Raw genomic sequence first — 22,046 nt, forward strand, 5'->3', positions numbered from 1 at the left:
CCGCGCCGTTCAGCCTGGAACGTTGGCCTTGAGGGTGGCCAGTGCCGCAGGGGTCAGCCGCGCCAACTCGTCGGCCTCGGCGGCATCCAGAGCGGCACCGATCAGCTCGGCCATCCGGCGATTGGTCGCCTTCTCGGCGTCGGCGTAGCGGTCCCTCTTGTCCGCACCGTCGGCAAACGGCTGCGGCCAGCCGAACATCGCCGCGTACCGCGGGCCCTTGTTGAGCATGTGCGCCTCGATCGGGGTGACGCCGGAGAGGCTTAGCGCATTGAAGTGCAGGCCGGCCCGCAGCTCGCGAAGCACGAACATCACCTGCAGCGCCCGGGCCGGCGCATCCTCGGCCAGTGGCATCACCTTCCAGCCCGCGAACAACGGTGCAGACGATGTCGGTGCGGCGTTGATCAGCTTCTCGCCGAGCTCGGCGATGCGGTCCAGCCCCTCGGCGCCGGCCAGATACTTACGACCGAATTCGGCGGCCTGCTTCCAATACACCTCGGAGGCTCCGGCAGCGCCACGCACCGCGACGCCCTCGTCCCACATGGCAGACAGACCGGTCGGCTCGAAGACGGCGAACACCGCACTGACAGTGTCGCCGGTGGCCTCGCCGAGCACACCACCGCGGCCGGCGACATAACCGGCCAGGGGATTCTGATAGCCGTTGGCGACGCTCTCGCCGTAGGTTTCGGGATGCAGCATGAACACCGCGACGGCCTGCTCGATGGCTGCGCCTGCGGCGGCGGTGGCTTCGGTCAGATCGGTATCGCTCATGTGCAGGCAGCTCCTAGAAGTTGGATTCCGAATCGAACACTAGACGCCTGTCGAGTCTCCGCTCGCTGATGTAGGCGAGCCACAGAATTTTCTTTGGTCTCGTTTGTCACTCCAGTGATCGTGCCAAGGTTTTTGTCGGTGGTCGCACGTATGTTCGACTCATGGCCACAGCGACGGACGCGATGACGGCCTTACGGGCCGCCTTCGACGCGTTCGCCGCCACCGATCTGGAGTCGTTGACCCGCGACGAACTGGTCGCCGTCATGGACGACTACGAAACCCTGACCTGCCAACTCCCCACCGGCTGGCACCGCCTGTTGGCCGGGCTGCAAGCCGAGGCCACCGCCCGGGAGATGGGCGCCAAATCCTGGAATGAGGTGCTGCGCATCCGGTGGCGGCTCTCCAAAGCCGAAGCCGGCCGCCGGTTACGTGACGGTCGTTGACCGGGGAACCGTTACCGCCGCTGCTGCCGGTGGTGGCCGTGGCCCAAGCCGCCGGACTGATCACCGCCGACCACCTCACCGTGATCCGCGAGGCCATGCGGGACCTGCCCGGGCACCTGTCCACCGCCGACCGGGAGAAGTTCGAACTCGACATCGTGCACGACGCCCTCGGCGTCGGACCCGCCGACCTCGCCAAAACCATCGCCGACCGCCTCTTCCTGTTCGACCAGGACGGACCCGCCCCCGACGACAACGAACGGATACGCACACGTTCGGTGACCATCGGCACCCAACGCCGCGACGCCACCACCGCGATGAACGCCACCCTGGACCCCGAAGCCACCGCCGTGTGGGAACCCCTGTTCGCGAAATTCGCCGCCCCCGGCATGTGCAACCCCGCCGACGAAAACCCCTGCACCCTCGGCACCCCCACCCAAGCCCAGATCGACAATGACCACCGCACCCTGGCCCAGCGCCAACACGACGCCATGATCGTCACCGGACGCATCGCCTTGATGTCCAACCCGGGTCAACTCAACGGCCTCCCGGTCACCCTCATCATCCGCACCACCGTCGGCGAACTGCATGCACTGGCCGGGATCGGTGTCTCCGGCGGCGGCACCAAGATCCCGATCCGCGACGTCATCCGGATGGCCGGCCACGCCTCGCATCATTTGGCGGTCTTCGACGACGCGACCGGCGCGGCCCTGAACTACTTCCGCAGCCGACGCACCGCGAGTCCGGCACAACGCATCATGCTCATCGCCCGCGACGGGGGCTGCACCAAGCCCTGCTGCACCCACGGCCCCTACCACTGCCAGGTCCACCACGGTGAGAGAGCGTTCTCCCGCGGAGGCAACACCAACGTCGACGAACTCACCCTGGCCTGCGGGTGTGACAACCGGATGGTCGACGACGCTGGTGAGGGCACCGGCTACACCACCACATTCAACAACCGCAACGAATGCCAATGGCACCCACCGGCAGCACTGGACCACGGCCAAGCCCGCACCAACTACCACCACCGCCCCGAACTGCTACGCAACCCACCAGACGACGGATCGGAATGGGCCCAGAGAATCGGACAACTCGACCAACTACTGCAACCGCCCGAGAACACACCCCGGGACAACGGATTCGACGAGAGCTACCCCGACGAGGTCAATCTCGACGACCCCTACCCCGACGACGACCACATCGACGAAACCGCACTCCTGAAACAAAGCCACTACATCAAAGCCGAACTCGAACCCGCGCCCTTACTCGGTGGGCTTGACCGCCAGCACCGGCTTCGGGCATTCCAGGATCAGCTTCTGCGCAACGCTGCCCAACAGCAGCTTGCCGACCGGGCTGCGGTGCCGGATGCCGACGACCAACAGTTCGGCATCGGGTCGGTCCATCGCGGTCAGCAGCTCGTCGGCGGCGTCGACCCCGACCGGCTGCCGCAGCTCGAACTCGACTCCGCACTCCTCGAGCCGCGCGCGGACATCGCGGGCCTGCGCACCGCCCGCGAACCGCGAATCGACGTAGGACTCCCCCGATGTCGAGTTGATGACCAACAGGCCCGTCCCACGCAGCTTGGCCTCGCTGATCCCCTGTTCCAGTGCCGCGTTACCGAATTGATCGGCGGTGTACCCGATGACGATCACAGCTGACCCGCCTTCGTCTTCTGATCCTTGTCGTCCTCGACGATCAACAGACTCTCCTCACTGCGGTGGAACAACCGGAGCACCAGCGGCGCAAGTAGCAGCAAAGCCATCAGGACATACGTCACGATCGCCACCGGTTCGGTGAACAGGCTGCTCCAGTCACCGCCGCCCAACTGCAGGCTCTGCCGCAGCTGACGCTCGATGCGCGGGCCGAGGATGACGCCGATGATCAAGGGCAACACCGGAAGTCCGAACCGGCGCATCATCAGACCGAGCAGACCGAAGATCAGCAGCAGCGCCAGATCCAGCGGCTGGATGTTCACCGCGAACGCACCGAGCGTCGCGAAGAACAGGATGCCCGCATACAGATACGGCCGCGGGGTGCGCAGCAGCTTTGCCCACAGCGGGGCCAGCGGCAGGTTGAGCGCGAGCAGCAGGAAGTTGCCGATGAACAGGCTCGCGATCAGCGTCCAGATCAGCAGCGGTTCCTTCTCGAACAGCGTCGGACCCGGCTGGATTCCGTAGGACACGAACGCGGTCAGCATCACCGCGGCGGTGGCATTGGTCGGCAGACCCAGCGACAGCATCGGCACCAATGTGCCTGCCGCCGAGGCATTGTTGGCCGCCTCCGGCCCCGCCACACCCTCGATGGCGCCCTTGCCGAACTCCTCGGGATGCTTGGACAGCTTCTTCTCGGTGATGTAGCTCAGGAACGTCGGCAGCTCGGCGCCGCCGGCGGGCAGCGCACCGAACGGGAAGCCGTACGCGGTGCCGCGCAGCCACGGCTTCCAGGACCGCTTCCAGTCGTTGCGCCCCATCCAGGGACGACCCACCGGGATCACGTCGGCGGGCCGGCGACGCAGATGCGCGGCAACCCAGAGCGCCTCACCGAGGGCGAAGATCGCGACCGCGATCACCACGATGTCGATACCGTCGCTCAGCAGCGGGATCCCGAACGTCGCCCGGGTCTGGCCGGTCATGAAGTCGATACCCACGATGCCGATCGCCAGACCGAGCACCAACGAGATCGCCCCGCGCAGCTTGGAGGATCCGAGAACCGCCGTCACCGCCACCAACGCGAACAACATGATCGCCAGATACGACGGCGCACCGAGGGTCACCGCGAAGCGGGATATCACCGGCGCGAAAGACGCCAACAGCGCGGTCCCGATACTGCCCGCCACGAACGACCCGATGGCCGCGGTGGCCAACGCCTGCGCGGCCCGGCCGGCCTTGGCCATCCGGTTGCCCTCGATCGCGGTGATCACCGACGAGGACTCCCCTGGCGTGTTCAACAGGATCGACGTCGTCGACCCGCCGTACATGCCGCCGTAGAAGATGCCGGCGAACATGATGAACGCCGCACTGGGACTGACGTTGTAGGTGATCGGCAACAGCAGCGCCACCGTCATGGCGGGCCCGATACCGGGCAGCACACCCACGGCGGTACCCAGCAGCACACCGATGCAGGCGTACAGCAGGTTCATCGGGGTGGCCGCCTCGGCGAACCCCTGGAGCAACCAGTCGAAGTTGTTCATCTACAGGATCCCGTCCAAAATGCCTGCGGGCAGCGGAATTCCGAGCCCGGAGTAGAAGGCGTAAAAGCTCGCCAGCGCCAACACCACACCGATCACCAGATTGCGCACGTAGTGCGAACTACCGAGAACCGTTGCCGCACCGGCGAAGAACAACGCGCTGGTGATCACCCAGCCCAGCGGGTTGACCAGCAGGATCATCCCGACGAACAGCGCGACCAGCAGACCGACCGTGCGCCAGTCACTCGGCATATCCGGGTCGATATCCTCACCGGCATCGGCCTCGCCCCTGGAACCACGCGGAATCGCGATCGCCAGGATCACCGCCAGCACCACCGCTGCGACACCGATGATCAGCGGGAACAGCCCGGGCCCGACAGGGTCGACCTTGGCGAAGTTCTGCGGCAGCGTCCGCGAGGTGTAGATCAGGAAACCACCGACCACCGCCAACACCGCAACCACCAGATACTGCGCGTAATCCGGTCTCCGCGAATCACCTTCGGGCGCGCTCACAGCAGCCCCAGCTCGGTCAGTGTCGTCGACACCCGGTTGTCCTGGTCGCGCAGGAACTGCTCGAACTCCGGACCGGTGGCGAACGCGCCAGTCCAGCCGTTCTTCACCAATGCCTCCTTCCAGGCGTCTGTGGCATGCAACTCCTCGAGCAGGGTGACCAGCCGCGACCGGTCCTCCTCCGAAATTCCCGGTGGCGCAAGCACGCCGCGCCAGTTCGTGAACGTCAGGTCGATCCCGGCCTCGCGCAGCGTCGGCGCATCGACGCCGGCGACCCGCTCGTCACCGGAAACCGCCAGCACCCGCACCTGACCGGATTCGATCTGGTCGACATACTCGCCGAGCCCGGACGTGCCGACGGCGATCTTGCCGCCGAGCAGCGCCGTCAACAGGTCACCGCCGCCGTCGTAGGTGATGTAGTTGACCGTGCGGGGGTCGATACCGGCCGCCCGCGCCGTCTCCATCGGGAACAGGTGATCGGGGCCGCCCGGTGAGGATCCGCCGCCGACGGTGATCTTGGCCGGGTCGGCCTTCCACGCGGTCACCAGATCGGCCATGGTGCGGAACGGCGAGTCCGCGGGAACCAGGACGCCTTCCTGCTCCTCGACGACCCGGGCCAACGGGGTGGCCTCCGACACCCGGGCGGTGGATTCGTTGGTGTAGACCGCGCCCACCACACCGAGGCCCATCATCATCATGAGATCGCCGTTGCCGCGCTCGTTCATCAGCCGGGCCATCGCGACGGTGCCGCCGGCACCGATGACGTTGAACACCTCGACGCGACCCGTGAGATCGTCGTCCTCCATGATCTTGACCGCGGTGCGTGCCGTGAGGTCGTACCCGCCGCCGGGGCTGTTCGGCACCATCATGCGCAGGCGGTGCATGCCCGCCGGGTCGTCACCGCGGGTCACCCCACAGCCCACCAGCGTGACCGCCAGCAGCGCAGCCAGCAGCGCCGCGACAGTTCGTCTCAGTCCAGGCACCCTCATCCCCTTCACCGTCAGTGATGCTCAGCAATACTGTTCCCCGTAGTGACCCAGGTCACTCTTTCGGACGTAAAGGAAGTTTTGTTCATTGAGTAACGGACGCGGTAAGTGGCGCGAGAGCCTGTCGGGACGCAGCCTGGCCGGCCAGTTCCTGGTCTTTCAGCTGTTGGTTGTCGCCGTCGTACTGGTGGCGGTGGCAGCGGTGTCGGTGGCGCAGTCGACCAGCGAGTTCCGCGAGGTCCGCGGACAGCGGATGATCGCGGTGGCCGAGAACATGGCCTCGACACCGATCGTCCGTGAGCGCTACGCCGACCCGTTCGCCGCCAAGACACTGGCCCCGGAGGTCGACCGCGCGGTATCGCTGTCCGGCGCGGACCTTGCCGAGATCCTCGGCCCGGACGGCACCGTGCGGGCGTCATCGGATCCGTCCCGCATCGGCGCGCAGACCGATCTCGGGCCCAGCCGCGCCGACGAGGGCCGCGCCTGGTTCGGCGACGCCGACGTCGACGGATCACACAGCCTGATCGGCCAGGTGCCGATCCTGTCCAGCGACGGCGAGGTGCTCGCGGTCGCCTCGGTAAGCGAGGGGTACCCGTCGGCGTGGGAGCTGCTCGGCGGTGCCGGCGAGCGGCTGCTGATCTACCTGGGCCTGGGCGCCGCACTGGGCCTGGCCGCGTCCTGGCTGCTGTCTAGACGCATCAAACGGCACACCCGCGGGCTGGAGGTCGCCGAGATCGCCGGGCTGGCCGACCATCGGGAAGCCCTGCTGCACAGCATCCGCGAGGGGGTCGTCGCGGTGAACACCGACGGCATCATCACGGTGGTCAACGACAGCGCACAACGACTGCTGGGCATCGGCGCCGACGCGGTGGGCCGGCGCGTCGACGAGGTCGGGCTGGAACCGGCGGTGGTCGGCTTCCTGCTCTCGACCGAGGGCGAACACGATGTGGTGATCGCGACCCGCACCCACGTCCTGGCACTCAATCGCAGCACCGCCCGCAGCCACGGCCGACGCTTCGGTACCGTCACCACGATGCGCGACAGCACCGAACTCGCGGCCCTGCAGGCACAGCTGTCCTCACATCGCAGCGTCACCGACACTCTGCGGGCCCAGACCCACGAGTTCGCCAACCAGCTGCACACCATCTCCGGACTGGTCCAACTCGGCGAGTTCGATGCGGTGCAGGATCTGGTCGGCACGCTGACCCGGCGCCGCGCTGAGATCAATGACGCTGTCACCCAACGTGTTTCCGATCCGGCCGTCGCCGCGTTGCTGATCGCGAAGACCTCACTGGCCGCCGAGAGCGGCGTACGCCTGGTCCTGGACCCCGCGAGTCATCTGCGCGCCCTGTCCCCCGCGCTGGCCACCGATGTGATCACCGTGCTGGGCAATCTGATCGACAATGCGGTGGACGCCTCGGTCGGTTCCGCGGACCCGCAGGTGACGGTGCGCGTCGACGACGGCGACGGGTTGCTGATCGCGGTCACTGATACGGGACCCGGTGTGCCACAGGCCCGCCGGGAGGAGATCTTCGCCCGCGGGGTGACCTCGAAGTCCTCGGGCGGGCCCGCCGAGCAACGCGGGATCGGGCTGGCCCTGGTGCGTCTGGTCACCGCCCAGCACGGCGGCCACGCCGAGATCACCGATGCCGCGGGCGGCGGCGCGTCGTTCGAGGTGCGGCTGCCCTCGAGTGTGTTGGCATCGAATACCGAGATGCCCCATGCGTGACGTCCTGATCGTCGACGACGATTTCATGGTGGCCGAGATCCACCGCCGCTTCGTGGAACGGTTGGACGGCTTCCGGGCGGTCGGTGTCGCCCGCACCGGGGCCGAGGCCCTGACCGCGGCGGCCGAACTGCATCCCGATCTGATCCTGCTGGACGTCTACCTGCCGGATATGACCGGCTTGGACGTGCTGCACCGACTGCGCGCCGGCGGCGACCACGTCGGGGTGATCATGATCACCGCCGCCCGGGAGCTCGACACCGTCCGCGGCGCATTGGACGGCGGGGCCGCCGACTATCTGATCAAACCGTTCGAATTCGCCCAGCTGCAAGCCAAACTGACCGCCTTCGGTACCCGCGCCGATGCGCTGGCCGCCGACGGCGGTGTCGACCAGACGATGGTCGATGCGCTGTTCGGCGGCGCCGGCACCGCCGAAACCCCGGACGTGCTGCCCAAGGGGCTGGGCGCCGAGACCGGCCGCCTGGTGCTCGACGCCGTCCGCAGTGCCGGCGAGGTGTCCGCCGCCGAATGCGCCGACATGGTCGGCATCTCCCGGGTCAGCGCGCGCCGTTACCTGGAGCACTATCTGGGCACCGGTGTGCTCGAGCTGCGGCTGCAGTACGGGTCCGGGCGACCGGAGCGGCGCTACCGCAGCACACAATGACGGGTAGATTCATCGCGTGGCACCGACCGTTCTTTTCCTCTACAACGACCCCATCGCGACCGAGGCGATGCTCGGCAATGCCTTTGTCGACGCCGGTTTCGACGTGGCCACCTTCGAGGTGGTGCCGGCCGACCGGACCGGCGAACCCGCCGTGCGAGTCGAATTCCCGGACCCGACCCGCTACGACGTCATCGTCCCACTGGGTGCGCGGTGGCCGGTCTACGACGAGGCGCTGAAGTCGACCTGGGTCGGGGCACAGACCCGGCTGGTGCTCGACGCGGCGGCGGCCGGCGTGCCGACCCTGGGTGTCTGCTTCGGCGGTCAGCTGCTGGCGCAGGCCTTCGGCGGCACGGTGACCCGGTCGGACACCCCCGAGATCGGCTGGTATGACATCGATTCCGATCAGCCCGAGCTGATCCCCGCGGGCCCTTGGTTCGAATGGCATTTCGACCGCTTCACGTTGCCGCCGAGCGCGATCGAGATCGCCCGCACGGCAACCACATCGCAGGCATTCGCGCTGGGCCGTGCGGTGGGCTTGCAGTTCCATCCCGAGCTGGACCCGGCGCTGCTGGAGCTCTGGCTCGCCGACGACCGCGAGGCCGGCGAGGCCGGGTTGGTCGGCATCACCCACGACGAGTTGCGCGCCCGCACCGCGCAGTTGCACGATGACGCCGCCCGGCGCATCCGGGGACTTGTCGACGGATTCCTGGCCTATACCGAGCGTCAGCCGTGCCCGAGTTCGTGAGATAGCTCCGCCTGCACCGTGGGCCGCCGGAACCGGTGGCCCAGTGCCTCCAGCTTGGTGGGCACGACCCGTTGATCGGCTTCGGCGAGCTCGCGTGACCCCTGCGCACCCAGCAGGAGTTTCGGCCCGAAGGACGGGACAGGCAACAAGGTCGGCCGGTGCAGCACTGATCCGAGCGCGGCGGTGTACTCGCTGTTGCGCACCGGCTCAGGGGACACAGCGTTCACCGGGCCGGACAACCGGGTGTCGTAGAGCGCACGGTGATACACGTCGAGCAGATCGTCCAGACCGATCCAGGCCAACCACTGCTCACCGCTGCCGAGCCGACCGCCCAGGCCGGCGGCGAACAGCGGACGCATCAGCCGCAGGGTGCCGCCGCGGGCGGACTGCACCACCCCGGTGCGGACGTTGACCACCCGCAGGCCGGCATCGGCGGCGGGGGCGGTCGCGGCCTCCCAGTCGGCCACCACATCGGCCAGGAATCCGTCACCTCGGGTGGCGTCCTCGGTGAGCAGCGAGTCGCCACGTTCGTATCCGTAGTAACCGACGGCCGACGCGCTGACGAAGGTGCGGGGTCCGTCGACGGTGGTCGCCGCCAGTTCGGCCAGGGCGCGGGTCGGGCCGATGCGGCTGTCCCGGATCGCGGTGCGGTGCGCATCGGTGAACCGGCCGGCGATCGAAGCCCCCGCCAGATGGACGACCGCGTCGACACCGACCAGGAGGTCGGGTGCCGGACGATCCGGATCCCATTGCCGCTCATCGGGTTTGGTGGCCGCACCGCGCACCAGCCGGGTCACCCGGTGACCGCCGCTGCTCAGGAACGCGCTCAGTGCATCCCCGACCAGCCCGGAAGCGCCGCTGATGGCGATCACCTGCGGGGACATCTCGGCGGCCCGGTGCGCGGCGAGGTCCTCGGCGAGCTGGGTGTGCCGGTAGACGAACATCGGCCGCAGCGCCGCGGCGGGCACGACGGTGTCGACCTGGTCGATCACCCGGGTTGCCGCACCCTCGGCGGTGAAATCGTGTGTGTGCCTCCAGGTTCCGACGACGCGCACCGGCCAGGTCAGCAGACCGTCGCTGTCGAGCTCGTCGACGAACCGGTGCGGCGGGTCATAGTCGGCCGCCTGATGGCGCGCCACCCAGCGCAGCCCACCGGGCAGTCCCAGCACGGCCTGCCCGTCGGCCAGCGATGCGGTCTCGGCGACTACCGTCATCGGCTGCCACGGTGGCACCAGTCGGCGCATCGCCCCCGGCCTGCTGTGCCAGGCGAAGACCTGCTCCAACGGATGGTCGACAACGCTGTCGTACCGGATGCTCATGCCGACTGCTCATCATGGCGTGGATTCACGCGCGCAGGGGTACCCCTGCGTCGTACCGTGGAAACCGCCCCTGCGACCGAAGATCTGCGATGAGCCGTTTGCGCAGCGACCCGCTGTTCGCCGACCGGCGTGACGCCGGACGGGTGCTGGCCGCGGACGTCGCGCGGCCCGACGGTGAGGTGCTGGTACTCGGACTGGCCCGTGGCGGTGTCCCGGTCGGCTGGGAGGTCGCGACCGCCCTCGGTGTCGCTTTCGACGTGTTCCTGGTGCGCAAGCTGGGTGTGCCGCACTGGCCCGAGTTGGCGATGGGGGCGTTGGCCTCCGGTGGCCGGGTCGTCCTCAACGACCAGGTGATCACTGGCCAGCAGGTCAGCGATGCCGACCTGCTGGCCACGATCGACCGGGAGCGTGCGGAGCTGGCGCGGCGGGAGAACGCCTATCGCGGCGGCCGACCGCCCGTCGACCCCGAAGGCCGGTCGGTGATCCTGGTCGATGACGGTATCGCCACGGGGGCGAGCATGCTGGTGGCCATGCGTGCCGTGCGATCGGCCGGCGCGCAGCGGGTGATCGTCGCGGTGCCGGTCGGCCCGGCCGGGCTGCACCATATCGACACCGAGGCCGACGAGGTGATCTGCGCGAGCATGCCGTCGGACTTCCGGGCCGTCGGCCAGGTCTACGACGATTTCACCCAGACCACCGACGACGAGGTGTGCACACTGCTGGCGACACCCACACGGTCCTAGTTCTTGGCCGGCCCTTCGGGGTCCGGTGAGATCTCCACCGCGCCACCGGCCTCGCTCTCGGTGTCCGCCTCGGTGACACCGGCGATCTCGGTGTCGGCCTCGGCGTCCTCACCGTCGGACGGCTCGGCTGGCTGCTCGGATTCGGTCACCACCGCCTCCTCTTCGGGATAGTCCTCGGCGGCGACGTCAGCTGTGTCGTCAGCGCTGTCGTCACCGCTGCGACGGGACCGCAGCGCGTCCCCGATGAGCAGCAGCACACCGATGACACTGGCACCGATGCACACCCAGGCAATCAGCTCATTGCTCGTGACGACGGCGGCCACCAGGGCGGCCAAGCCGACGAGGGCAAGGACGAGCGCAATGATCAGCATCGGGCGAGCCTAGATCAGTTGGCGCCCCGGTTGAACTGGTTGAAACCACCGCTCTCGCTGCCGGCCGCGGAATCCACCGGTGCGGCCGAGCCGCGCTGGCCCAGCTCCTCCAGCTGCGATTCCAGGTAGGTCTTGAGGCGGGTGCGGTATTCGCGTTCGAAGGTGCGCAGCTGCTCGAGGCGACCTTCCAGCACGGTCCGCTGCTGGTTGATGGTGCCCATGATCTCGGAGTGCTTGCGCTCGGCGTCGGCCTGCAGTGCGTCGGCCTTCTCCTGGGCTTGACGCAGCTGCGTCTCGGAGCGGTTCTGCGCGTCCGACAGCAGGGCGTCGGCCTTGGCGCGGGCGTCGGCGACGGTGGTCTCGGCGGTCTGCCGGGCCTCGCTGACCAAGGCATCGGCCTGGGCGCGCGCATCGGCGAGCAGCTTGTCGGACTCCGCCTTTGCGGTACCGGTGAGCCGGTCGGCGGTGTCCTGGGCCAGGCTGAGCACCTTGGCCGCCCGGACGTGGTGGTCCTCGGAGACCGGGGCCGCGGGCTGCTGTACGACAGGCTGCGGCGCGGGGGCCTCGTAGACCGGCTGCACCGGCTCGGGCTCGGGTTCCGGCTGCGGCGGCTGGTACGGCGGGATGGTCTGGGTCGCTCCGATACCGCTTCCGGAGCGCGCTCCGGCCAGCTCCGAGTCGAGCTCGGACACCCGCTGACGCAGGTCGGCATTCTCCTCGATGAGCCTGGTCAGCTCGTTCTCGACCAGGTCGAGGAAGGCATCAACCTCGTCCTCGTTGTAGCCGCGCTTGCCAATCGGCGGCTTACTGAACGCGACGTTGTGAACGTCGGCTGGAGTGAGCGGCATTGTCTGCCCCCTTGAAGTCTGGACCGTCAACTGGTTTCAAAGTGTAAAGCGTCGGTAGAAGTAACTGGCGTCCATCCTGTCACAGCTGACCCGGCGGTTGCACAGGAGCCTCATAATTAAGAGCGAATTTCAATCTCCCGCGCCGCGCCGGCGACGGTCCGATCCGGTCAGGCGGCGCCGGCCGCGGCACCGAATGCCAGCTGCATGCCGATGAACGCGACCAGCAGCAACACCATGATCGACAGATCGAATCGCACTGCGCCGATCGTCAGTTGCGGGATGATCTTGCGCAGCAATTTCACCGGCGGATCGGTCACCGTCAGGATGAGTTCCAGGACCACCACCGTGGCGCCCCGGGGTTGCCAGTCCCTGCTGAAGGATCGGATGAATTCGACAACGACCCGGGCGATCAGCAGCAGCCAGAACACGAACAGCGCAAAACCCAGGATTTGAAAGACCATCGACAAGGGGGCCGAACCTCACTACGGCAGACGGGCAGGGGCGGATGGACAGGTCATTTGAGCAGCCGGGACGAACGTGAGTCCCTGTGGCGTCAGCCTACCTGTCGTGCCGGAAGGGGTCCGCCGGCCGGCTTCTACCGATCGGGCCAGGCGTTACTGGTACGCGTAGAACCCGGCCTCGGCGATCCGGCGGCGCTCCTCGGCGCTGACGTCGATATCGGCCGGCGACAGCAGGAAGACCTTGGTGGCGACCTTGTCGAACGAGCCGCGCAGTGCGAACGCCAGACCGGCGGCGAAGTCGACGAGGCGCTTGGCGTCGGCGTTGTCCATCGACACCAGGTCCATGATCACCGGCGTGCCGTCACGGAACCGCTCACCGATGGTGCGGGCTTCGCTGTAGTCCTTGGGACGCAGCGTGGTGATCTTGGCCAGCGGGCTGCCCTCCTCGAAAAGTGCGGCCATCCGGCGCGGCTCCATGGCCAGTGCACTGGCGCCACGGGTCGGCGCGGCGAACCGCGGTGCCGGGCGGTCGAATTCGCGTGGGGCGCGCAGTCGGCCCTCGAACCGGGGGGCGTCTGCGTAACCGCCGCGGTAGGCGCCGGGGATGTCCTCGTACTCGCGGGCGGGCATCCGGTCGTCGAACCCGCGGGGCTCGCGGCCTTCCAGACGACCGTAGCCGTCTTCCTCGAAACGCTCCTCGGCGCCGCGGCGCGGGTAGCCGCCCCGGGCGGGGCGTTCGTCGTCGTAGTACTCGTCGTCGTAATCGTCCATCGGCGCCATACCGAAGTAGGCCTTGACCTTGTGCAGAGTGCTCATCGCCTGCCCCTTCAAGAAGCTTCTGTCTGTGTTGTCTGTGATGAAGATGTGACTGGAGTGACTACTCAGGGTGACGTTAGAGGACGTTGCCCCATCAACGCGGTTCCGACACGCACACAGGTCGATCCGTGTCGCACCGCGATCTCCATATCGCCGGACATCCCGGCCGAAAGCCCCAGCGTGTGTCGGTAGGACTGCTGCACGCGGTCACGCTCGGCGGCCAGCCGCGCGAACGCCTCCTCGGCATCCCAGTCCAACGGCGGAATCCCCATCAGCCCAGCAAATTCCAACGAATCGATGGTATGGGCGGCCGCGCACAGCTCGTCGACCAGATCAGGGTCGGACACGTCCACCCCGCCGCGGTCCGGGTCGCCGTCCAGGCTGATCTGCAGATAGACCCGCAACGCGGCCGTCCGCTCGCCGGCGGCCAGCGCCTGCTCGGCTCCCCCGCCCAGCGCCGCGATCAGCCGGGCGCTGTCCACCGAATGCGCGGTGTGCGCCCACCGGGCGATGGCGCGCGCCTTGTTGCGCTGGATGTGGCCGACCATGTGCCACCGGATGTCGTCGCCGGGGAACTCGGCGCCGACGTCGGCCACCTTGCGCGCCGCCTCCTGCTCCCGGGACTCACCGAATTCGGTGCAGCCCAACCGGTGCAGGGTCACCACGTCCGAGGCCGGGAAGAATTTGGTGATCGGCAGCAGCTCGATATCGCGGACCGAGCGGCCCGCCGCCTCGGCCGCACGCGCCAGCCGGGACCGCACGGCGGCCAACGAGCCGGCCAGCTCGGCATCGCGGGGCGTGGCCGTGCTCATGTATCCGTCCTCATTCCATCCAGATCAGCGAGGCCAGTCGGCCGGTCGGAGCGTCCCGGCGGTGGCTGAACAGTGCGGCGTCGGAGACCGTGCAGCGCGGGTCGACGTCGATCGCGGTCACGCCGAGCGACTTCAGCTGCCCGACCAGACCGGCCCGGATGTCCAGGCCGACGGTGCCCCGCTCGGTGCGGCAGCGGCTGCCCGGCAGGGACTTCTCGACATCGGCGGCCATCTCCTCGGGCACCTCGTAGTGCCGGCCACTCACCGCGGGCCCCAGCAGTGCCGACACGTCGGCGACATTCGCCCCCAGCCGTACCATCGCCTCCAGAGTGCGTGCCACCACGCCGATCTGGGCGCCGACCCGGCCGGCATGCGCGGCGCCGACGACCCCGGCGCGGGCGTCGGCCAACAGCACCGGAACGCAGTCGGCGCTGATGACGGCCAACGCCAACCCGCGTGTGCTGGTGACCAGGGCGTCGGTGTCGTCCACGGTCGGCTGCGGACCGTCGACCACGGCGACGCGGTCGGAATGCACCTGGTTCATCCAGACCACGGCGTCGGGTCGGAGTCCGAGCGCGGCGGCCAACCGCTTGCGGTTGGCCGCCACCGCAGCCGGATCGTCACCGACGTGGTCGCCGAGGTTGAAGGTGTCGAACGGCGGCACCGAGACGCCACCCGCACGGGTGGTCGTGACGCGCCGAACCCGGACGGCCACGCTCGCGACTAGTGGCGCATGAACGGCGGCACGTCGACGTCGTCATCGGAGATGCCCCCGTCGTCCGGGCCGCCGATCTTCACCGTCGCGCCGTTGGTGTGCGCCGGGACCGACATCGCGTCGGCCGGCTCGAACACACTGGACCGGACCTTGCCCGCCGACCCGGAGGCGACCGTGGGGGCACCCTCGCCCACGACGGGTTTGCGGCTCGGTCCGGTGCTGTCGAAGCCCGCGGCGATGACGGTCACCCGCACCTCGTCACCCAGCGAGTCGTCGATGACGGTGCCGAAGATGATGTTGGCCTCGGCGTGCGCGGCCTCCTGCACCAGCGAGGCGGCCTCGTTGATCTCGAACAGACCCAGATCGCTGCCGCCGGCGACCGACAGCAGCACACCCTGGGCGCCCTCCATGGAGGCCTCCAGCAGCGGGGAGTTGATGGCGATCTCAGCGGCCTTGAGCGCCCGGCCGTCACCGCGTGCCGAGCCGATGCCCATCAGGGCGGTACCGGCCCCACTCATGACGCCCTTGACGTCGGCGAAGTCGACGTTGATCAGGCCCGGGGTGGTGATCAGGTCGGTGATGCCCTGCACACCGTTGAGCAGCACCTCGTCGGCACTGCGGAAGGCGTCCATCAGGGAGACGGCGGCATCACCCATCTGCAGCAGCCGGTCGTTGGGGATGACGATCAGGGTGTCGCAACTCTCGCGCAGCGAGGTGATGCCGTTCTCGGCCTGATTCGAGCGGCGCTTGCCCTCGAAGGAGAACGGCCGGGTGACCACACCGACGGTCAGCGCACCGAGCTTGCGGGCGATGGTCGCCACGACGGGCGCGCCACCGGTACCGGTACCGCCGCCCTCGCCCGCGGTCACGAAGACCATGTCGGCGCCGCGCAGCAGTTCCTCGATATCGTCCTTGGCGTCCTCGGCGGCCTTGCGACCGACCTCGGGGTCGGCGCCGGCACCGAGTCCACGGGTGGAGTCGCGACCAACATCGAGTTTGACGTCGGCGTCGCTCATCAACAGCGCCTGCGCGTCGGTGTTGATGGCGATGAACTCAACGCCCTTGAGTCCGTGCTCGATCATCCGGTTGACGGCGTTGACGCCGCCGCCGCCGATGCCGACCACCTTGATAACGGCGAGGTAGTTATGCGGGGGGGTCATCGGTCGCCTTTCCTGCCCATTGGAGTAAGTGGTGTTCCTTGTGTTGCCGCTGCGCCCGAAACCCTAAACCTCAACCATAGGTTTATAGTTATGTCAAGTAGTTCCGTGCAACCAGAACGGTAGGGCGGCACGGGGGCGGATCACCGCAGGCGCGCCGAAACGCGCCGACAATTTCTTCTTGTCGCGCCCCGGATCCGGAGAATCTGAGGATCACGCCAGAAAAACCCGCGCCGCACCGCCCAAATCTGGTGTGGGACAGCACACAGTGCCACTCTCGGCGATATGGAAGGGAGGGGCACCATGAACCACTGCTATCGACTGGTCACAGCGATCACCGCCTGCTCGCTCACCGTTGCGCCGATATCAGGTTGCGCCACCACCGTCTCCGCGGGAACGCCGGCGGCGCCGGTGGCCGAACAGATCCGCTATGCGCTCGAACAGGTCGTCGAGGGTTACCTGACGTTCGACGTCGACCGGGTCGCGGCCTTCACTTGCACCAAGTACCGCGATATCGCGATCGCGGACATCCCCGCCGAGGGCATCAACGAGGTACCGGTACCGCCGATGGAGGTGATGCCGGTCGACGCGCTCGCCCGGTTGGAACGCCAGGAACTGGGCGCCGAGTACGTCGGCGCGACCCGCCGATCGCTGTTGGACCTGGCCGATGCCTTCATCGCGCGCGCCCCGGCGGCCTACGAGGACGGTCGGTGGAAGGACTGCACACCACCGGTGCCGAGCACCGGTTCTACTTGACCGTCGGCAGATCCGGACTGGACACATCGTAGGTCTGTCCAGGTTGGGTCAACAGCGCAGCCAGTTTGAGCGCCTTCTCCTGGGTGCGGTCGGTGGTGCCCCACACCACCTTTCGACCGTCGAACAGGATCAGGGTGATGGCCGCGACCGAGGGCGCCTCGACTCTGCTCACCTGTCCGGAGACCTCCAGGGGGAGGGAGGTGAGCACTTCGAGGCCGGCAAGCGTCGCCGGGTCGCGGGGTCCCGGCGACGCTGTGTCGATATAGGGCAGACCCGGCGGCGGGGGCCCGGTCACGAAATCCACGCCGTCGCGGTCGAACAGGTGCGGACCGTCGGGATAGTCCTTGACCACCAACGGCACTCGTTCCTCGACGGTGATCCGCAGGGTCGACGGGTATTCACGCTGTACCCGGGCGCTGGCCACCCGACGGATCGACGCGACCCGTTCGGCCACCGCGTCGGTGTTGATCTGCAGCAGCGGGGTTCCCGGCGCGACGGCGGCGACCTGGCGCACCTCGTCCTCGGTGAGCGCCGTCAGACCCGTGATGACGGTGGCGCGCGCCGACATGATCGGGGTGAAGTACAGCAGCAACCCGACGCCGACGGCGAGCACCGCGAGCACCGCCGACCACATCAGCACCTTCAGACCACGGATCACGCCGCGCGGTGCGGCCTGTGGCTTCTCCTCGGCGCGGCCGAAGGCCCGGCGCTTGGCCTCCCGGCGTGCCTCCTCGATCGCGGTGGCGCGGGCCTGGGCGGCACGGCGTTCCTCGCGTTCCCGGCGGGCCCGCCGGCGCGGGCCCTCGACATCCCCGGCAGCTTCGGCTTCGGCGGCCGGCTCGTCGGTCGGCTCGTCGATGCGCTCCGGATCCACCGACTCCGGTGGCTCGGCCGTTTCGGACTGATCGGAGGATTCCGGCGGTTGGGTCATCACCTTGCCGTCCGGTCGGCGCGCCTGCCCACCGCGTCGAGGATCTCGCGGCCCAGCAGGGTCACATCGCCGGCGCCCATCGTCACCACCACGTCCCCCGGTGCGGCCACTGCCGCGACACGGTCGGCGACCGCGGAGAAGTCCGGGACATAGTGCACCGGCACCGTGATGTGCTCGGCGATGCTGCGCCCGCTCACCCCGGCGATCGGCTGCTCACGTGCCGCGTAGACGTCGAGCACGAAGACCTCGTCGGCGGCGCTCAGTGCGGCTCCGAACTCCTTGGCGAAAGCCTGTGTGCGCGAATACAGATGAGGTTGGAAGACGACGATCGCCCGACCTTCGGACTCCCGGGACAGGGTGTGCACCGCGGTCAGCGCGGCGGCCACCTTGGTCGGGTGATGGGCGTAGTCATCGAAAACCTTGATACCCGCCGCTATTCCGACCAACTCGAACCGGCGGCGCACCCCCTCGAATTCGGCCAGCGCGTCGAGCACAGCCTCGGGTGTCGCCCCGGCCTCGACAGCGGCCAGCAGCGCGGCGAGTGCATTGAGTGCCATGTGCCGGCCGGGCACCGACAGCCGCATGGTGCGCGGATTGCTCTCCCCCGCCAGTTGCACGGTCGCCACCGCGGTGGTGCCCCGCTGCTGCCAGTCCAACAGCGCACCGGCCAGATCCGGCCCCGAAGACCCGTAGCGCAGCACCCGGATTCCCAGGGCGGCCGTGCGTTCGGCGAACGCGGCGGCACCGGGGTCATCGACGCACACCACGACCGCCCCACCCGGTTGCAGATGCTCCATGAAGGCATCGAACACGTCGACATAGGCCTGCTCGGTACCGAAGTGGTCCAGGTGGTCGGCCTCGATATTGGTCACCACCGCGATGTTCGGCCGGTATTGCACCAGCGAACCGTCGCTCTCGTCGGCCTCGGCGACAAAGTACGCACCGCTGCCGTGATGGGCGTTGGTGCCGGCCGCGCCCAGGTCACCGCCGACGGCGAAGGACGGGTCGAATCCGCTGTGCTGCAGCGCCACGATGAGCATCGAGGTGGTGGTGGTCTTGCCTGCGGTGCCGGTGACCATCAGCGTGGTGTCACCGGCCATCAGTTTGGCCAGCACCACCGGCCGCAGGATCACAGGGACGCCCCGCTGCCGCGCCGCCACGAGTTCGGGATTGGTCTTGGGGATGGCCGCATGGGTGGTGACCACCGCAGTCGGGCCGCCCTCGAGCATGTCCAGTGCCGAAGCGTCGTGACCGATCCGGATCTGTGCACCGCGGGCGCGCAGCGCGGCGATCCCGCGGGATTCCTTGGCGTCCGAGCCGGAGACCTGTCCCCCACGGTCGAGCAGGATGCGCGCGATCCCGGACATCCCGGCACCACCGATGCCGACCATGTGCACCCGCGCCAGTTCCGGCGGCAGCCCCTTCACCGCGACGACTTCCGGTTCGTCCGGGCCACCTCGAGTGCGACCTCGGCCACCCGGCGGGCGGCGTCACGGTGCCCGGCCAGCGCGGCCGCCTCGGTCATCTGCCGCAGGCGGGTGCGATCGGCGAGCACGCCCACCACGGTCTCGGCGACCAGCGCCGGGGACAGGTCGGCGTCCTCGACGAGCAGACCGCCACCGGCCTGCACCACCGGCAGCGCGTTGAGGCGCTGTTCGCCGTTGCCGATGGGCAGCGGGACGTAGACCGCGGGCAGTCCGACGGCGCTGACCTCGGCGACCGTCATCGCCCCGGACCGGCAGATCGCCAGATCTGCTGCGGCATAGGCCAGATCCATCCGGTCCAGGTACGGCACGGCCACGTACGGCGGCCCGGATGGCGCAGGCAGTTCCAGGGTGTTCTTCGGGCCGTGCGCGTGCAGCACCGAAATACCCTTGGCGGCAAGGTCACCGGCGGCACCGGCGACGGCGCGGTTGATGGACTGCGCGCCCTGGGAACCGCCGAACACCAGCAGCACCAGCGCATCGTCGGCGAAGCCGAAGGCCGCCCGGGCCTGCGCCCGCAACGCGGCGCGATCCAGTGCGGTGATGCTGGCCCGCACCGGCACTCCGACCACCTCGACGGCACCGAGCCCCGGATCGGGCACCGCGGCGAGCACCCGCCGCGCCGAGCGGGCGCCGAGCTTGTTGGCCCAGCCCGCACTGGCGTTGGCCTCATGGATCACCACCGGCACCGCCGGCCTGCGCACACCGCGCCGGGCCGCCAGGTAGGCCGGGACCGACACGTACCCACCGAAGCCGATCACCACGTCGACGTCGACGGCGTCGAACACCGACCGGGTCTGCCGGATCGCGGTGCGCACCCGAAACGGCAACCGGGCCAGATCCGCCGACGGTTTGCGCGGCAGCGGAACCGGGGTGATGAGCTCCAGGTCGTAGCCGCGTTCAGGGACGAGTCGGGTCTCCAGACCGCGCTGGGTGCCCAGTGCGGTGATCCGTACCCGTGGATCCAGCTCGGTCAGCGCATCGGCCACGGCCATCGCAGGTTCCACATGACCTGCCGTTCCGCCGCCGGCCAGGACGACCGATATCGTGCTCACCCGTAACGCTGACCTTCCAATGACCGGGGCCGCCGGCCCTCCTCCACCCGACCTCGCTGACTCGCGCGTCGACGGTCACCATGATGCCCTGTTGCCCGCGCCGCCCGGTCGCCCGGTTGGCCATCCCGGTGCGCGGTACGGCGAGCGTCGACCGCCGGAGCCTTGCGGGGCTTCTTGGCGGGAGGCTGACTCCTGGTCTTCTTGGGTGCGGGCTTCTTCGCCACGGCCTTGCCGGGCTTACCGTCCTTGGTGCGCAACCGGTCGCGCGCCACGTCGAGTCGGCTGGGTACATAGGGCTCGGGCAGCGGCAGCCGCAGCAACCGGTTGACCCGGTCGTCGCGGCCGGCGCGCAGCGCGGCGACCGCCTCGGGTTCGTGCCGCGCGGCGTTGGTGATGACGCCCAGGATCAGCATGGTGGTGGCCGTCGAGGTGCCGCCCGCCGAGATCAGCGGCAGCTGCAGGCCGGTGACGGGCAGCAGGCCGACGACGTAACCGACGTTGATGAACGCCTGGCCGATCACCCACAGCGTCACCGTCGCCGTCAGCAGCCGCAGGAACGGATCGGCCGAGCGGCGGGCGATGCGCATGCCGGTGTAGGCGAACAGACCGAACAGGCAGAGCAGGCCGGCGGCGCCGACATAACCGAGCTCCTCGCCGATGATCGCGAAGATGAAGTCGTTGTGGGCGTTCGGCAGATAGTTGTACTTGGCGGTGCCCTGGCCCAGGCCGTTGCCGAACAGGCCGCCGTTGGCCAGCGCGTACCGGGCCTGGCGCGCCTGATAACCGGCACCACCCGGATCGGCACCCGGATTGAGCCAGGACTGCACCCGGTTGGAGCGGTAACCGGCCGAGACCGCGAGCACACCGGCTGCGATCGCCATGGCCGACAGCGAGCTGATGAACACCCGCAACGGCAGACCTGCGTACCAGAGCAGGCCCAACAGGATGATGCTCATGGTCACCGTCTGCCCGAGGTCGGGCTGCAGCACGATCAGCGTCAGCGCCAGCCCGGCGGCCGGGACCAGCGGCACCAGCATCTCGCGTAGCGAGGCCTGTTCCAGGCGGCGGGTGGCCAGCAGGTGGGCGCCCCAGATGGCGAACGCGATCTTGGCCAACTCCGAGGGCTGCATGGAGAAGCCACCGAAGACGAACCAGCCGCGGGACCCGTTGGCGATCTTTCCGATACCGGGGATCAGCACCAGGATCAGCAGGACGATGGTGATGCAGAAACCGGGCAGGGCCAGCCGTCGCATCAGCGATACCGGCATCCGCAGCGCCAGATAGAAGGCGATCAGGCCGACGCCGGTCCACAACGCCTGCTTGGCGAAGACGGTCCACGGTGAACCACCCGAGTCGTACGAGTACACGCCGGATGCCGAGAGCACCATGATGAGGCCGAGTGTCACCAGGATCGACGAGACCGCGATGATCAGGTGGAACGATGTCATCGGCCGGCTCAGCCACTGGCCGAACCGGGTGCGCGGCGCGGCGACCACCGAGGATTTCGGGGTGCCGTCGTCCGCGGTACCGGTGTCGGTTTTGTCCGACCGCC

Annotated in this window: 22 protein-coding genes and 1 pseudogene; 6 read left to right on the forward strand and 17 right to left on the reverse strand. The window is 68.6% G+C overall.

The window, feature by feature from the left end:
* Positions 1-9: 9 nt before the first annotated feature.
* Complete coding sequence (locus ACLBYA_RS24325) at positions 10-768, reverse strand: SCO6745 family protein (RefSeq protein ID WP_447712013.1); 759 nt, start codon at positions 766-768, stop codon at positions 10-12.
* 161 nt (positions 769-929) lie between these two features.
* Between ACLBYA_RS24325 and ACLBYA_RS24330 the strand changes: the two are divergent.
* A pseudogene (locus tag ACLBYA_RS24330) lies at positions 930-2,269 on the forward strand (DUF222 domain-containing protein); the annotation flags it as partial.
* Positions 2,270-2,470: 201 nt separating this feature from the next.
* On the opposite strand, the gene ACLBYA_RS24335 reads toward ACLBYA_RS24330, so the two are convergent.
* From ACLBYA_RS24335 to ACLBYA_RS24350, 4 genes are read right to left on the reverse strand one after another with little or no spacing between them, the layout of a single operon-like run.
* Positions 2,471-2,860, reverse strand: a complete 390-nt coding sequence (locus ACLBYA_RS24335; protein ID WP_447712052.1) for a universal stress protein — start codon at positions 2,858-2,860, stop codon at positions 2,471-2,473.
* A complete protein-coding gene (locus ACLBYA_RS24340) occupies positions 2,857-4,398 on the reverse strand; it encodes a tripartite tricarboxylate transporter permease (protein ID WP_447712014.1) in 1,542 nt (513 codons plus the stop codon). Before ACLBYA_RS24340 ends, ACLBYA_RS24335 begins: the two co-directional genes overlap by 4 nt.
* Positions 4,399-4,908 (reverse strand): tripartite tricarboxylate transporter TctB family protein, encoded by a 510-nt coding sequence (locus ACLBYA_RS24345; protein WP_447712015.1) that lies wholly within the window; start codon positions 4,906-4,908, stop codon positions 4,399-4,401.
* Complete coding sequence (locus ACLBYA_RS24350) at positions 4,905-5,789, reverse strand: Bug family tripartite tricarboxylate transporter substrate binding protein (RefSeq protein ID WP_447712053.1); 885 nt, start codon at positions 5,787-5,789, stop codon at positions 4,905-4,907. The genes ACLBYA_RS24345 and ACLBYA_RS24350 overlap by 4 nt, the downstream gene beginning before the upstream one ends.
* A 190-nt stretch (positions 5,790-5,979) precedes the next feature.
* On the opposite strand from ACLBYA_RS24350, the gene ACLBYA_RS24355 reads away from it, so the two are divergent.
* Genes ACLBYA_RS24355 through ACLBYA_RS24365 form a run of 3 tightly spaced genes read left to right on the forward strand, consistent with a single transcriptional unit; the run spans position 5,980 to position 9,026 of the window.
* Positions 5,980-7,620 (forward strand): ATP-binding protein, encoded by a 1,641-nt coding sequence (locus ACLBYA_RS24355; RefSeq protein ID WP_447712016.1) that lies wholly within the window; start codon positions 5,980-5,982, stop codon positions 7,618-7,620.
* A complete protein-coding gene (locus tag ACLBYA_RS24360) occupies positions 7,613-8,281 on the forward strand; it encodes a response regulator (RefSeq protein ID WP_447712017.1) in 669 nt (222 codons plus the stop codon). Before ACLBYA_RS24355 ends, ACLBYA_RS24360 begins: the two co-directional genes overlap by 8 nt.
* A gap of 16 nt (positions 8,282-8,297) precedes the next feature.
* Complete coding sequence (locus ACLBYA_RS24365; RefSeq protein WP_447712018.1) at positions 8,298-9,026, forward strand: type 1 glutamine amidotransferase; 729 nt, start codon at positions 8,298-8,300, stop codon at positions 9,024-9,026.
* Here the strand turns inward: ACLBYA_RS24365 and ACLBYA_RS24370 are convergent.
* Positions 9,005-10,345 (reverse strand): TIGR01777 family oxidoreductase, encoded by a 1,341-nt coding sequence (locus ACLBYA_RS24370; protein ID WP_447712019.1) that lies wholly within the window; start codon positions 10,343-10,345, stop codon positions 9,005-9,007. The genes ACLBYA_RS24365 and ACLBYA_RS24370 overlap by 22 nt on opposite strands.
* 89 nt (positions 10,346-10,434) lie before the next feature.
* Here ACLBYA_RS24370 and ACLBYA_RS24375 point away from each other — a divergent pair, with 89 nt between their 5' ends.
* Positions 10,435-11,088 (forward strand): phosphoribosyltransferase, encoded by a 654-nt coding sequence (locus ACLBYA_RS24375; RefSeq protein ID WP_447712020.1) that lies wholly within the window; start codon positions 10,435-10,437, stop codon positions 11,086-11,088.
* Here ACLBYA_RS24375 and ACLBYA_RS24380 read toward each other — a convergent pair.
* The 7 genes from ACLBYA_RS24380 to ftsZ form a co-directional block, all read right to left on the reverse strand.
* A complete protein-coding gene (locus tag ACLBYA_RS24380; protein ID WP_447712021.1) occupies positions 11,085-11,459 on the reverse strand; it encodes a hypothetical protein in 375 nt (124 codons plus the stop codon). The two genes, ACLBYA_RS24375 and ACLBYA_RS24380, sit on opposite strands and share 4 nt — an antisense overlap.
* A 14-nt stretch (positions 11,460-11,473) precedes the next feature.
* The gene (wag31, locus tag ACLBYA_RS24385; RefSeq protein WP_447712022.1) at positions 11,474-12,307 is read right to left on the reverse strand and encodes a DivIVA-like cell division protein Wag31; all 834 of its coding nucleotides are present in this window, start codon (positions 12,305-12,307) and stop codon (positions 11,474-11,476) included.
* Between the two features lie 167 nt (positions 12,308-12,474).
* Complete coding sequence (locus tag ACLBYA_RS24390; protein WP_447712023.1) at positions 12,475-12,774, reverse strand: YggT family protein; 300 nt, start codon at positions 12,772-12,774, stop codon at positions 12,475-12,477.
* A 147-nt stretch (positions 12,775-12,921) separates the two neighbouring features.
* Positions 12,922-13,584 (reverse strand): cell division protein SepF, encoded by a 663-nt coding sequence (locus ACLBYA_RS24395; protein ID WP_447712024.1) that lies wholly within the window; start codon positions 13,582-13,584, stop codon positions 12,922-12,924.
* A 65-nt stretch (positions 13,585-13,649) separates the two neighbouring features.
* Positions 13,650-14,396: a YggS family pyridoxal phosphate-dependent enzyme gene (locus ACLBYA_RS24400; protein ID WP_447712025.1), complete on the reverse strand. Its 747-nt coding sequence runs from the start codon at positions 14,394-14,396 to the stop codon at positions 13,650-13,652.
* 10 nt (positions 14,397-14,406) lie between these two features.
* Positions 14,407-15,111 carry a peptidoglycan editing factor PgeF gene (pgeF, locus tag ACLBYA_RS24405; RefSeq protein WP_447712026.1) on the reverse strand — a complete coding sequence of 235 codons (705 nt, stop codon included), beginning with the start codon at positions 15,109-15,111 and terminating at the stop codon, positions 14,407-14,409.
* Between the two features lie 8 nt (positions 15,112-15,119).
* Positions 15,120-16,271 (reverse strand): cell division protein FtsZ, encoded by a 1,152-nt coding sequence (gene ftsZ, locus ACLBYA_RS24410; RefSeq protein WP_447712027.1) that lies wholly within the window; start codon positions 16,269-16,271, stop codon positions 15,120-15,122.
* A 300-nt stretch (positions 16,272-16,571) separates the two neighbouring features.
* Between ftsZ and ACLBYA_RS24415 the strand changes: the two genes are divergently transcribed.
* The gene (locus tag ACLBYA_RS24415) at positions 16,572-17,024 is read left to right on the forward strand and encodes a hypothetical protein (protein ID WP_447712028.1); all 453 of its coding nucleotides are present in this window, start codon (positions 16,572-16,574) and stop codon (positions 17,022-17,024) included.
* On the opposite strand, the gene ACLBYA_RS24420 is transcribed toward ACLBYA_RS24415, so the two are convergent.
* The 4 genes from ACLBYA_RS24420 to ftsW are packed head-to-tail and all read right to left on the reverse strand — an operon-like array spanning position 17,017 to position 21,990.
* Positions 17,017-17,955 carry a cell division protein FtsQ/DivIB gene (locus tag ACLBYA_RS24420; protein ID WP_447712029.1) on the reverse strand — a complete coding sequence of 313 codons (939 nt, stop codon included), beginning with the start codon at positions 17,953-17,955 and terminating at the stop codon, positions 17,017-17,019. The genes ACLBYA_RS24415 and ACLBYA_RS24420 overlap by 8 nt on opposite strands.
* Positions 17,955-19,346 (reverse strand): UDP-N-acetylmuramate--L-alanine ligase, encoded by a 1,392-nt coding sequence (murC, locus tag ACLBYA_RS24425; RefSeq protein WP_447712054.1) that lies wholly within the window; start codon positions 19,344-19,346, stop codon positions 17,955-17,957. The genes ACLBYA_RS24420 and murC overlap by 1 nt, the downstream gene beginning before the upstream one ends.
* 32 nt (positions 19,347-19,378) lie before the next feature.
* The gene (gene murG, locus ACLBYA_RS24430) at positions 19,379-20,434 is read right to left on the reverse strand and encodes an undecaprenyldiphospho-muramoylpentapeptide beta-N-acetylglucosaminyltransferase (RefSeq protein WP_447712055.1); all 1,056 of its coding nucleotides are present in this window, start codon (positions 20,432-20,434) and stop codon (positions 19,379-19,381) included.
* A gap of 56 nt (positions 20,435-20,490) precedes the next feature.
* A complete protein-coding gene (ftsW, locus tag ACLBYA_RS24435; protein WP_447712056.1) occupies positions 20,491-21,990 on the reverse strand; it encodes a putative lipid II flippase FtsW in 1,500 nt (499 codons plus the stop codon).
* Between the last annotated feature and the right edge of the window lie 56 nt (positions 21,991-22,046).

Source organism: Mycobacterium sp. C31M, assembly GCF_053345865.1.

Coding starts and splice junctions, on each gene's coding strand:
- ACLBYA_RS24325 (WP_447712013.1), bottom strand. CDS start 768: ATGAGCGATACCGATCTGACCGAAGCCACCGCCGCCGCAGGCGCAGCC.
- ACLBYA_RS24340 (WP_447712014.1), bottom strand. CDS start 4,398: ATGAACAACTTCGACTGGTTGCTCCAGGGGTTCGCCGAGGCGGCCACC.
- ACLBYA_RS24350 (WP_447712053.1), bottom strand. CDS start 5,789: ATGCACCGCCTGCGCATGATGGTGCCGAACAGCCCCGGCGGCGGGTAC.
- ACLBYA_RS24360 (WP_447712017.1), top strand. CDS start 7,613: ATGCGTGACGTCCTGATCGTCGACGACGATTTCATGGTGGCCGAGATC.
- ACLBYA_RS24370 (WP_447712019.1), bottom strand. CDS start 10,345: ATGAGCATCCGGTACGACAGCGTTGTCGACCATCCGTTGGAGCAGGTC.
- ACLBYA_RS24375 (WP_447712020.1), top strand. CDS start 10,435: ATGAGCCGTTTGCGCAGCGACCCGCTGTTCGCCGACCGGCGTGACGCC.
- ACLBYA_RS24380 (WP_447712021.1), bottom strand. CDS start 11,459: ATGCTGATCATTGCGCTCGTCCTTGCCCTCGTCGGCTTGGCCGCCCTG.
- wag31 (WP_447712022.1), bottom strand. CDS start 12,307: ATGCCGCTCACTCCAGCCGACGTTCACAACGTCGCGTTCAGTAAGCCG.
- ACLBYA_RS24395 (WP_447712024.1), bottom strand. CDS start 13,584: ATGAGCACTCTGCACAAGGTCAAGGCCTACTTCGGTATGGCGCCGATG.
- ACLBYA_RS24400 (WP_447712025.1), bottom strand. CDS start 14,396: ATGAGCACGGCCACGCCCCGCGATGCCGAGCTGGCCGGCTCGTTGGCC.
- ftsZ (WP_447712027.1), bottom strand. CDS start 16,271: ATGACCCCCCCGCATAACTACCTCGCCGTTATCAAGGTGGTCGGCATC.
- ACLBYA_RS24415 (WP_447712028.1), top strand. CDS start 16,572: ATGAACCACTGCTATCGACTGGTCACAGCGATCACCGCCTGCTCGCTC.
- ACLBYA_RS24420 (WP_447712029.1), bottom strand. CDS start 17,955: ATGACCCAACCGCCGGAATCCTCCGATCAGTCCGAAACGGCCGAGCCA.
- murC (WP_447712054.1), bottom strand. CDS start 19,346: ATGGTCGGCATCGGTGGTGCCGGGATGTCCGGGATCGCGCGCATCCTG.
- murG (WP_447712055.1), bottom strand. CDS start 20,434: ATGGCCGTGGCCGATGCGCTGACCGAGCTGGATCCACGGGTACGGATC.